The sequence below is a fragment of the Flavobacterium gossypii genome, from assembly GCF_014138495.1.
GTDB lineage: Bacteria > Bacteroidota > Bacteroidia > Flavobacteriales > Flavobacteriaceae > Flavobacterium > Flavobacterium endophyticum.
Genome location: NZ_JACJIS010000002.1, coordinates 608,116 through 620,955 on the forward strand (window position 1 = coordinate 608,116; position 12,840 = coordinate 620,955).

The window sequence follows — 12,840 nt, forward strand, 5'->3', positions numbered from 1 at the left end:
CATTACATGGCTGTAATAATGAACTCACTTCTGCGGTTTAGCTGGTGTTCTTGTTCAGAACATTCCACGCCGTCGGCGCATTTGTTAACCAATTGCGTTTCGCCATAGCCTTTTCCAGTTACTCTTTCTTTGGCAATGCCGTCTTGAATCATCCAAGCGATAGTAGATTTTGCTCTTCTATCAGAAAGCTTTTCGTTGTATTTGTGCGTCTGGCGGCTGTCAGTATGTGAACGGACATCTACTTTCATGTTTGGATATTGCTTCATGACATCAACGATTTTAGCCAAATCGATGGCTGCGTCTGGACGGATGTCTGATTTATCCAAGTCGAAATAGATAATCTTGATTCCGAACGTCTTTGCCAAATCGGTTCCAACCGTAATTTGTTTTACCGGCTTGTCCAATTCGATAGAAAGATCGGTTTCTCCAGATTCTTTCGGGATAATTGCTTTCAATTCCGTTGGCGTATAATCTTTGCTTTCTGCTTTTACGTAATACGCATTGCCGCATTCTACATCAAAACTATACTTTCCTTCGTGGTCGGCATAAACCGTCTTGATGACCTTGAAAGAAGCATCAGACAATGTCACACGGGCATTGGCAATCGGAAGTCCAGATTCTTTGTCTGTAATTACTCCCGAAAGCAATTGCTCGCATTTCAGCTGTCTTGTTTCTTGGAATTTATAGATATCATCATAGCCTTTTCCGCCATCTCTGTTGGAAGAGAAAAATCCGAAACGGGTCTTGGTATCAATGATAAAGGCAAAGTCGTCTTTCGGTCCGTTAACCGGGGCACCTACGTTTTTGATTTCGCCATAACTTCCGTCTTTGTTGATTTGAGTAACAAAAACATCCAATCCGCCTAATCCCAATTGTCCGTCCGAAGCAAAATACAATTCGCCTTCTTCTGTAATGTATGGGAAGGTTTCCCGGCCTTCGGTATTGATCTTGTTTCCTAGGTTTTCTGGCGTGCCAAAAGTTCCATCAGCATTAATCGCTACCTTAAACAAATCCGACTGGCCTAATGTTCCTGGCATATCTGACGCAAAATACAACGTCTTTTCATCAATACTTAAAGCAGGATGCGCCGTGCTGTAATTGTCGCTTGTAAACGGAAGTTCGGTAATATTGGTCCATTTTCCGTTTTCAAGAACGCCTTTGTAGATTTTCAAAAGCGTTGCCTTGTCGCTGTTCTTGCCTCTTTTACCTTTGTTGTAATTGTTTCTGGTAAAATAAACGGTCTTTCCATCTTTTGTAAAAACCGGCGTCGCTTCGTTGAATTTCGAATTTAGGGACGTATTGAATTTTTCAGGTTCCAGCATATTTCCATCCGAACTGATCTCAGCGGCATACAGCTTTGTAAACGACTGATTGGTCCATTGGTGCTTTCTGTTAAAGATGCCTCCCGTGTCTCTTGCCGAAGCAAAAACCAATTTGTTGTCGTAAAAAGCAGTTCCGTAATCGGAATATTCTGAATTGATTCCGATGTTTTCTACCTTATATCGTCCAGAATTCGCCTTGATATCTTCGAGATAATCCTTATGCTTCGTATACAATTGCGCTCTTAAATCGTCAGCGTTCTTTTGGTTGAACTGCGACAGCATCTCATTGGCTTTCGTATAATCGCCAACCGATTTCAAAGTCTGCGAATAACGGTAATAGTATTCTGCATCGACAGGCTGGTTCATTGCAAAAAGCTCGGCATACCATTTATTGGCCTTGTCTAATTCGGCGTTGAAATAGTACGCATTTCCAAGCTTCTGGAACAAATCAACCGACTTGTATCCTTTTTCAGCAACTCGCTCATAGGTCTTGATCGCATCTACATAGGCAAATTCTTCGTATTTTTTATCTGCAGATGCAAGTTTGGCTTCTTGTGCCTGGGCCGTCATTAAAGCAAAAACCGCCAAGGCTGTATATAAATGTTTTTTCATAATTACTGCTTTTAGAAGAATCTTGGAGATGTTACTTTATTGAATTTGTTGAACAGCTCGAAACGTAGGAATACCTCATGCGAGCCTGAATTGTAGTTGGAAAGCTTAGTCGTTTCCAAATCATATCCATAGCCGATAAAAAGTCCGTCGGTTACTTGAAAACCAGCCATCGCACTTACGGCGGCATCCCATCTCCAAGCCACGCCAAGCGTCAGCTTGTCGTTGAAAAGGAAATTTCCTGAAAGATCGGTCTGAAGCGGCGCTCCGTTTACGGCTTTCACCAAAAAGGCAGGCTTGAATTTGATGCTTGCGCTCAAGTCAAAAACATAACCTCCAATCAAGTAGAAGTTCATTCTTTCTTGGTTTACGGAAACAGAATTATCATCGTATCGGTGCGTTTCGAAAAAGTTCGGTACCGAAAGTCCCAAATACATCTTATCGGAATGAAGATACGCTCCCGCCCCTATGTTTGGCGTGAAGTTATTATTCAGGTCCTGAAAGCGAGGATCTCCTTGGTCGGCAGGATTCAATTTATTGATATCCAGATTAAAAAGATTCGCAGTAGCCTTGATTCCAAAAGACAGCTTGAATGTTTCTGATGTCTTTACCGTATAGGAGATGTCTGCAGAAATTGCATTCTCATCTGTCGGTCCTATCCTGTCGTTGACAAAAGAAAGTCCCATTCCTATATTGGTACCGTTAATCGGCGAGTTGATCGAAACAGCGTTAGTCACGGGTGCTCCATCCAAACCAACCCATTGCGTTCTGTGAAGTCCAAAGATGCTAAAAACGCCTCTTGAACCTGCATAGGCCGGGTTAATATTGATGGTATTGTACATGTATTGCGTGTATTGCGCATCCTGCTGAGCAAAGGTGGTTGCGGTTGCAAGAATCCAGACGAAAAGTATGATTATTTTTTTCATTGATTTATTTTGTTTATTCTGGGAACCATTGAGGTTCCCAGAAATTTAACTTTATCTGCTTAAATATAAATAGCCGCTTTTCTCACTAACAGAACCGTCTGGTTTTTTATATTTCAAGAAATAGAAATACGTACCGTCTGGCAATCCTTCAGATTTGTTCACTGTAACTCTTCCTTCAGAATAACCTCTGAAAGCCTTGTCGTTGTTGTTATAGCCGTTTGCTTCATAGACTAGAACTCCCCAGCGGTTGAAAATCTCTACTTTGTTATCTGGATAGCATTCTAAGCCACCGATGTATAAAATCTCGTTGTCTCCGTCATTGTTTGGCGAAACCGCATTAAATACATTGATCGTACAGCCGTCAATTTCGATAACCGTCGGGTTATTTCCTGTATTGTCGGTGTTATCTGAAGCATCGGTAGCTTCTTCTCCAAGAGAACTTCTACCGGTTGCAATAGCTTGATTCGAAACACTTCCTGCATTGATATCCGCCTGCGTAATAGCATACGTTGCCGTAAATGTAGTGCTGTCGCTTTGTCCTACTGCTAAAGTAATAGGGCCTCCGCTTACCACAACTCCAGGAAGCGGATCGTTGATAGTCACATCGCTCAAGCTCACATTTCCTGTATTGGTCACTGTGAAGTTATACGTGATCGTTTCTCCAGCTTCTGCAATTCCGTTATTGTTCTCATCATTAAATATCGCAGTCTTGATCAAGGCAATACCTGGATTCTGTTCTAGAATCGTAACAGTACAATCTGGACAAGTCGGCTCATACAATGGATCATCCGTACCTACTGGCGAAGGATCTTGCGATTCATCGTCTATCGGGTTTCCGTTCGGATCTGTTCCTTCAGCCAAAGCTAAATTATACACAGCCCCTAATTCAATATCCGCCTGAGTTATCGTGTACGTTGCTGTGAAGGTAGTACTATCCGAAGCTTGTGGCGCTAAAGAAACCAATGGTCCGCCTGAAACTGTAACGATTGGGTCGGTTACCATAATATTGGTGATGGTAACGTTTCCTGTATTGGTTACTGTAAAGTCGTATTCGATAACATCTCCCGCATTCACGATACCGTCATTATTAGCATCTTGATACGTTCCTTCTTTCCACAATTGGAAACTTGGATTCTGAGGCAAGGTCGTTACCGTTGGATCATCATTGCCTGGCAATGTAGGATCGTTGCTGTCAGACAAATCAGTAATTGGCTGTCCGACAATCGGAGTAGCGCTAACCAAAGCCTGGTTGTTTACAAATCCAGCATCTACATCGGCTTGCGTAAAGGTATAGATAGCAGTAAATGTAGTGTTGTCTGTTGCTCCTGCATTTAGCACTGCAAGAGGACCGCCGGTTACTGTAACTAATGGATCCGTTACCGTAATGTTCGTCAATTGCATGCTTCCTGTATTTACGACAGAGAAATTATAGGTGATTGTCTCTCCTACTTGCGCAAAACCATCGCCGTTGGCATCATTGAAAGTTCCAGTCTTGGTAATTTCAATCGATGGCACTTGCACCACAATTGTTACTGTAGCCGTATCGCAATTCGTCGGATTTAAGACTTCACAGATGCTATATTGCAAAGTGTAAGTTCCTGCCGGTGTTCCTGCTGCTACAGAGATTGTTCCATCAGCATTCAATGTCAATGGCGCATCTGCAGTTATAGTAGTCAAAGTTACTTCCGAAGGAATCACTGCAACCCCGTTTAAAGTGTCATTTGAAAAGACATTTCCAGCGTTTACTTGTCCTTCGGTACCATTTACAACTGCAGCACTTAAGTCGTCGTTTACGGCATCAATCGGAGCCGGATTAACTACTATGGTTACTGTTGCAGTCTCACAATTTGTTGGGTTTAATATTTCGCACAACTGGTATATGATAGTGTAAGTTCCCGCAGGTGTCTGTGGGTCTACGCTTACCGTTCCTGTTGCAGGGTCTAGCTCAACACCTGGGTTTGAAGACGGTGTCGTTACCGTAACCACCACTTCAGACGGGATTACTGGAACTCCGTTCAAGGTATCGTTGTCCAATACGTTTACAACGTCTGGGTCGCCAGTGTATCCATTTACCGGATCAGGTGTGTCGTTTACTGCATCAATTGGTGCTTCTTCAACAACTATAGTTACCGTTGCAGTCTCACAATTTGTTGGGTTTAATATTTCGCACAATTGGTACACGATAGTGTAGGTGCCCGCAGGTGTCTGTGGATCTACGCTTACGGTTCCTGTCGCAGGATCTAGTTCTACTCCTGGGTTCGAAGACGGTGTCGTTACCGTAATCACTACTTCAGACGGGATTACTGGAACGCCGTTCAACGTATCGTTGTCTAAGACATTCACTACATCTGGGTCACCCGTGTAGCCGTTTACCGGAGTTGGGTTATCGTTCACTGCATCGATTGGTGCTGGGTTAACCACTATAGTTACCGTTGCAGTCTCGCAGTTGGTAGGGTTCAATATCTCGCACAATTGGTACACGATAGTGTAAGTACCTGCAGGAGTCTGAGGATCTACACTTACCGTTCCTGTTGCAGGGTCTAATTCTACGCCTGGGTTAGAAGACGGTGTCGTTACCGTAATCACTACATCAGAAGGGATTACCGGAACGCCGTTCAACGTATCGTTGTCCAATACATTTACAACGTCTGGGTCGCCCGTATATCCGTTTACAGGAGCTGGGTTGTCATTTACCGCATCAATCGGAGCTGCTTCCACCACAACCGTTACGGTTGCCGAGTCGCAGTTCGTAGGATTCAATATCTCGCACAATTGGTAGACGATAGTGTAAGTTCCCGCAGGAGTCTGTGGGTCTACGCTTACCGTTCCTGTTGCTGGGTCCAATTCAACGCCTGGGTTCGAAGCAGGTGTCGTTACCGTAACCACTACTTCAGAAGGGATTACCGGAACGCCATTCAACGTATCGTTGTCTAACACATTGACTACGTCTGTATCGCCCGTGTAGCCGTTTACCGGAGCTGTAGTATCGTTCACCGCATCGATTGGCGCTGCTCCAACCACAACTGTTACGGTTGCCGAGTCGCAGTTCGTCGGGTTCAATATCTCGCACAATTGGTAGACGATAGTGTAGGTTCCCGCAGGTGTCTGTGGGTCTACGCTCACCGTTCCCGTTACTGGGTCCAATTCAACGCCTGGGTTAGAAGCTGGTGTCGTTACCGTAACCACTACTTCAGACGGAATAACCGGAACGCCGTTCAAGGTATCGTTGTCTAACACGTTGACTACGTCTGTATCGCCTGTGTAGCCGTTTACCGGAGCAGGAGTATCATTCACTGCATCAATCGGAGCCGCTCCTACTACAACCGTTACGGTTGCCGAGTCGCAGTTCGTAGGGTTCAATATTTCGCACAATTGGTATACGATAGTGTAGGTTCCCGCAGGTGTCTGTGGGTCTACGCTTACCGTTCCTGTTGCTGGGTCCAATTCAACGCCTGGGTTAGAAGCTGGTGTCGTTACCGTAACCACTACTTCAGAAGGAATTACCGGAACGCCATTCAAGGTATCGTTGTCTAATACATTGACTACATCCGTATCGCCAGCATACCCATTCACTGGTGTTGCTGGAGTATCATTTACCGCATCAATCGGAGCTGCTCCCACTACAACAGTTATGGTTGCTGTATCACAATTGGTCGGGTTTAGTATTTCACAGATCGTATAATCAAAAGTATAACTTCCTGCTGCTGTGCCAGCCAGCACATTTACTGCTCCCGTAGTCGTATTGAATGTTATTCCTGCCGGAACACTTCCAGGTACTACGCTAATAGTTACTTGGCTAGGTAGTACTGCTACTCCATTCAACAGGTCATTTGTCAGTACATTTGGAATGGCATTACCTCCTGCATAACCATTTACTGGAGTTGCATTGGTATCATTAAAAGCTTCTATTTCTGCTGCTTCCACTACAACTGTAACCGTTGCCGAATCACAATTTGTCGGGTTCAGCACCTCACATAGTTGGTAGATAATCGTATAACTGCCCGCAGGAGTCTGTGGGTCTACGCTTACCGTTCCCGTTGCTGGGTCTAATTCAACACCTGGATTCGAAGCTGGTGTTGTTACCGTAACTACTACTTCAGACGGAATTACCGGAACGCCGTTCAACGTATCGTTGTCTAACACGTTGACTACATCTGCATCGCCCGTGTAGCCGTTTACTGGAGCTGGAGTATCGTTCACCGCATTAATCGGCGCCCCTTCTACTACAACCGTAACCGTTGCCGTATCACAGTTCGTAGGGTTCAGTACCTCGCATAACTGATAGATGATCGTATAAGTGCCCGCAGGTGTCTGAGGGTCTACGCTTACTGTTCCCGTTGCTGGGTCCAATTCAACGCCTGGGTTTGAAGCTGGTGTCGTTACCGTAACCGCTACTTCAGACGGAATTACCGGAACTCCATTCAACGTGTCATTAGTCAGTACGTTTACTACATCTGTATCGCCTGTGTAGCCGTTTACAGGAGTAGGATTGTCATTTACTGCATTGATTGGTGCTGCAGCTACGTTTACCGTAACCGTTGCCGTATCGCAGTTTGTAGGATTTAATATTTCACAAATAGTATAATCAAATGTGTAGGTTCCTGCCGGAGTTTCTGCATCTACCGTAACCGCGCCTGTTGCCGTATTAAAGGCAAGCCCTGCCGGAACTGCTCCCGGAAGCACTGAAATAGTTACCGCACCTGGAACAACTGCCACGCCGTTAAGCGTATCATTTGTAAGTACGTTTGGTATTGCTGTTCCTCCTGCATAACCGTTTACTGGCGTTGCGGTCGTGTCATTATTAGCTACAATTGGCGCTGCTGCCACGTTTACTGTAACCGTTGCCGTGTCGCAATTCGTAGGGTTTAATATTTCACAGATAGTATAATCGAATGTGTAGGTTCCTGCCGGAGTTCCTGCATTGACCGTAACCGCGCCTGTTGCCGTATTGAAAGCAAGCCCTGCCGGAACTGCTCCCGGAAGTACTGAAATGTTTACCGCACCTGGAACAACTGCCACGCCGTTCAGCGTATCATTAGTAAGCACGTTTGGTATAGCTGTTCCTCCTGCAAGTCCGTTGACTGGCGTTGCCGTAGTATCGTTATTCGCTACAATAGGAGCCGCTGCCACGTTTACCGTAACCGTTGCCGTATCGCAGTTCGTTGGGTTGATAACCTCACAAATCGTATAGTCGAAAGTGTAGGTTCCTGACGGAGTTCCTCCATTGACCGTAACCGCACCCGTTGCCGTATTAAAGGCAAGCCCTGCCGGAACTGCTCCCGGAAGTACCGAAATGTTTACCGCACCTGGAACAACTGCCACGCCGTTCAGCGTATCATTAGTAAGCACGTTTGGTATAGCTGTTCCTCCTGCAAGTCCGTTGACTGGCGTTGCCGTAGTATCGTTATTCGCTACAATAGGAGCCGCTGCCACGTTTACCGTAACCGTTGCCGTATCGCAGTTCGTTGGGTTGATAACCTCACAAATCGTATAGTCGAAAGTGTAGGTTCCTGACGGAGTTCCTCCATTGACCGTAACCGCACCCGTTGCCGTATTAAAGGCAAGCCCTGCCGGAACTGCTCCCGGAAGTACCGAAATGTTTACCGCACCTGGAACAACTGCCACGCCGTTCAGCGTATCATTTGTAAGTACGTTTGGTATAGCCGTTCCTCCTGCAAATCCATTGACTGGCGTTGCAGTAGTGTCATTATTGGCTACAATAGGAGCCGCTGCCACGTTTACCGTAACCGTTGCCGTATCGCAGTTGGTCGGGTTGATGGTCTCGCAGATCGTATAATCGAAAGTATAGGTTCCTGCAGGAGTTCCTGCATTGACCGTAACCGCACCCGTTGCCGTATTAAAGGCAAGCCCTGCCGGAACTGCTCCCGGAAGTACTGAAATGTTTACTGCGCCTGCAGCGATTGCTGCACCGTTCAGCGTGTCATTGCCAAGCACATTTGCTATAGCGGTGCCTCCTGCAAGTCCGTTGACTGGTGTTACAGTAGTATCATTGTCTGCTACGATTACATTATTAGGTGTTGTCGTTACAGAATCTGTATTATCAGTCGTATCAGGATCGTTTTCGTCTCCGTCAACCGAAGCTGTATTCGTATAGTTTCCTGTTGCGTTTACCGTTGCCATGATCACCAATGTCTGGTTGGCACCGTTGGTCAAGCTGCCAATTGTCCAGATTCCTGTAGCCGGAACATAGTTAGCTCCTGCCGTATGAGAAACATAGGTATATCCTGTAGGAAGCTGGTCTGTTACAATAACATTTGTCGCGTTCGCTGTTCCGTTATTTGTAACAAGCAAGGTGAACTCTACTTGATCTCCTACACTTGGCGTGCTATCATTTACAGTCTTGCTGATCTGCAAGTTAGCATCAGGATCTGGTGCTACAGTTATCTCGTCTGTATTGTCTCCTGGCACCGGATCTGTTTCTGTTCCCGTTGCTGTTGCTACGTTCGTATAATTTCCTGTAGCATTTACAGTTGCTGTAACAGTCATAGTCTGGGTGGTACCATTAGCAATAGTACCCACATTCCAGATTCCCGTACTGGAATTGTAAGCACCTGCCGTAACTGTTGCAGAAACAAATGCAAAACCAGTCGGCATCAAATCTGCTACTGTAACTCCAGTGGCAGCATTCGGTCCGTTATTCGTAACAGCTACCGTAAAGGTTACTTGCTGCCCTACTGCCGGAACCGTAGCGTTTGCTGTCTTCACAACCCTAAGATCCGCTATAGCTGCAACATTCAAATTATTATAAGCGATGTTATTACAATTCTCAACAGCTGTTCCGTTTAGACACTCTAAATGGGGGTCTGTCGGAGGCGTAGTACCTGGATTCGTCGCATCGATATCAGTCACGTCAGCCGGACGGATAATCGAAGCTTCTACATTTAAAGGCAATCCTGCCAAAGAGGATCCTACTGTTCCTGTAATCGTGAATACGATTTCAGAACCGTTTGTCATATTAAGGTCTGCAATATAATTGCCCGTAACCGGATCAACTGTTCCGGTAACAACTACTACAGTTCCTTGGCTGTTTACGTAAGTAACGCCCGTTATCGTGAATCCGGCTGGAACAATAAATGCAAAGCCGGCTCCAGTTACGTCGCTAGGTCCGTTATTTTTTACGACAACTTGATAGTTCATCGTTTGTCCGATGCTGATAGTTGTCGTTGATGGCGTGATGCTTTCTACTTCCAAGTCGGCAGAAGCAACAATGATATCTAATGTCTTTATGATGACTTCGCCGGGAACAAAACTCCATGTATCCAATGATTTTTCGTTTCCAAAGCTCGAACCTCCATCTCCTGTATTTCCAGAGCCTGAACTTCCTGAGCTATTTCTTCCCCATCTGTGTCCGTTGCTGTTACTTGAAATACCAGCATTTCCTGAAGCTGTCGGGTTTGATACCGTATTTACATTTCCTCCAGTAACATTCGAATCGTCCCAATACACCAAGTCTCTGTTCGGAGTAAATAAAGCATAGCTTTCATTCAGCTGCTCGATTATGATACCTCCCGGATTGATTTCCATGTCGATAAAAGGGAAATGCACCTCGGCACCAAAAAGCTGTACCCTGATCTCTCCGATATTGGTATTCGGCGCCAGTACATTGCCTGCTCCGTCTTTTCCATCCCATAAAATAGTATTTGTTCCCGGAGAACAGTTCCCTGTAATAGTTCTGGTCGGGAAATTTCCGATTATTTCAATCCTGAACGTTCCTGCCAGGTTGGAATCAAAACCGATATAGGCTCCTTTGTTCCCCGAAAGGTTAGGTGTTCCTTCTACACCTGTATAGGTCAGGTTAGTGGCTGTAGGCGTTATCACCGCATTCTTAAGCCATGTTGTAGTACTTGAAGACGTACTTACTGCTTGTATCGCGTTAGCAGGCAAGTCCGCTGCAGGATCTGTATAAAATATCTTATGGGTCACATTATTGGCATCATCTTGGCTTCTAGGATCGTGAACCCTAAAATCAGCGCTTGAAGGGCTTGAAATATTCAAACTCTTATAAGATGGTCCTCCTGTGGTATCTAAAAATCCTTTGTTGTTTACAAAAAAAGTAAAACCTACTCCGTTAGAGCCATTATTGGTTACCCTGTAGGCAACCCCATCTCGTGTTAAAACGACAAATTTGCCATAAAAGGCTTTTGCTGATGTAAACGTTGTTCCTTGTATATGCAAGTTGAAAACATTAGAATATACTCTTCCGGAAATCCAAGCCGAGTTAGCCGCATTCCTTACCGATACGTCCCAAGCCGCTATCAGTTCCGTATTGTTTCCTTGCGTCCAGGCAGCATCTGCAGCCGTATCGGTAACCCCAGGCGTAGAGCTGCTGGTTTCAGAGCCCGAAGGCAAAAATTCTACTTTCCAGATTCCGGCCTGTCCCGCACCTACGGTAACAGTATACGGAAGGTATCGGTTACCTCCTGCTCCCTGTCCCGGATATTGAGGTCCGGCCAGCTCGCCATTACGGTTCGGTATCTGTCCTGTTGCGGTTGCGGTAGTAAGATACTCTGATCCATTCGGAGCAATCAGCCTGATTCGGCCATTCCCTATATTCTGGGCACTCGATGCAGCAGCAATAGTCTCTCCAACATTGGCATACACATAGTGCGTCCCCAAGGTCTTGAACGGCCAAGAGTTGATTGTAGTTCCTCCTGCCGTATAGCTATTGCTGTACAGAAAAGCACGGTTCCCAGTAACTCCCGAAGGATAAAGATCTTTACTCCCGTCTGCATATAGGGACGAAAAGCCGGCAATAGTCAGAAGGAAACTCAGTAAAAAAACTTTTTTGATTCTTACGGCAGTATCCCTAAATATGACGCTCACCTGTCGGTAGGGCAAGAATCTGCCTTGACAACTGTAGTTTTTGTTCATCGTTATAATTTTAATTATTTATTTGAAAATGAGGGGAAAACGGTTTAATGGTGGTATCGTTTTATAAGCAATCAGCTTAGAAGAGCATAATTTTTACGCATACACGAATGGATTTGGTTAATAAATAGGTTCAAAGGCAAGCCAGATTGCTAGAGCAACCATGACCGTGCAAATTTCCTTAGTATGAACCGTAGGCGTTGTAGATAATAAATACAGCATTTGTAGAATAAATTCTACAAGCCTTGATATCGTTTTAGGCTAGTCTCTAATGGACAGGCCTGATAAAAGTGATGAAGTAAATAATCCCTGCCATGCAGGCACCTGCAAATGGAGAGAGCCAGACGATTACTGCATCCAGTATTTCGTGCTTTCTAAAAAGCAGCAGCTCTCCTGCCGTCATGGCCGGATTCAATGGATAGCTGGTAATCGACAGGTTGACAAAGGTGGCAATACCTATGGCTATTGCCATGAAAGTTGCCATATAGAGCCTGCCTTTCTGCAAATACGTCAGGCCTAAAAAAAACAGCAATACAATAAACATCATTACGCTCTGGCATACCGACGAAAGCATCAGGCTTTCGGGATGATACGGGACAACAGGTTTAGAAAACAACAAGATAGAATCATTCCTATTATCCGAAAACAAGAAAAAAACAAGCAGCGTAGCCAAGAGACCGCTTATGATATGGGTGCATATATAGGCAACCAGCTTGCTAAAACCGATTCGATTCGCAATAAAAAACCCGACCGAAACGGCAGGATTAAAATGTGATCCCGACACGGAATACAGAAAAAAAGTAGTCAAAAAGGTAATGCCTCCGATAGAAAGGCAGGCCAGAATCTGGTTCAAAAAAGCATCCTGAAACCCTACTACAGCCGAAGCCGCAACAGCAAAAAATGTCAGCAGAAAAGTTCCTGTAAATTCTGCCAAAAGGCTCCTGAGCTGTATCGTATGGATCGTATTTTTATGCCTATCGGCAAAAGCAGTCAAACGCATATACTCTAAAAATAATATGCAAGGGAAAGAAACCCTCTCCCTTGCATGAAGTAATCAAAACCAATAAAATTAATAGGGCCAAATCTTTTACTAA

Annotated in this window: 4 protein-coding genes; all 4 read right to left on the reverse strand. The window is 45.0% G+C overall.

What is annotated here, in order from left to right; all coding sequences use genetic code 11:
* Positions 1 to 2: 2 nt before the first annotated feature.
* The gene (locus GGR22_RS12550; protein WP_182493948.1) at positions 3 to 1,934 is read right to left on the reverse strand and encodes an OmpA family protein; all 1,932 of its coding nucleotides are present in this window, start codon (positions 1,932 to 1,934) and stop codon (positions 3 to 5) included.
* Positions 1,935 to 1,945: 11 nt separating this feature from the next.
* Positions 1,946 to 2,857, reverse strand: coding sequence for a PorP/SprF family type IX secretion system membrane protein (locus GGR22_RS12555; RefSeq protein WP_121377390.1), 912 nt, complete (start codon positions 2,855 to 2,857; stop codon positions 1,946 to 1,948).
* 51 nt (positions 2,858 to 2,908) lie between these two features.
* Entirely contained in the window at positions 2,909 to 11,749 is an 8,841-nt protein-coding gene (locus GGR22_RS12560) for a DUF7507 domain-containing protein (RefSeq protein WP_182493949.1), read from the reverse strand.
* A 265-nt stretch (positions 11,750 to 12,014) separates the two neighbouring features.
* Positions 12,015 to 12,746 (reverse strand): aquaporin, encoded by a 732-nt coding sequence (locus GGR22_RS12565; protein ID WP_182493950.1) that lies wholly within the window; start codon positions 12,744 to 12,746, stop codon positions 12,015 to 12,017.
* Between the last annotated feature and the right edge of the window lie 94 nt (positions 12,747 to 12,840).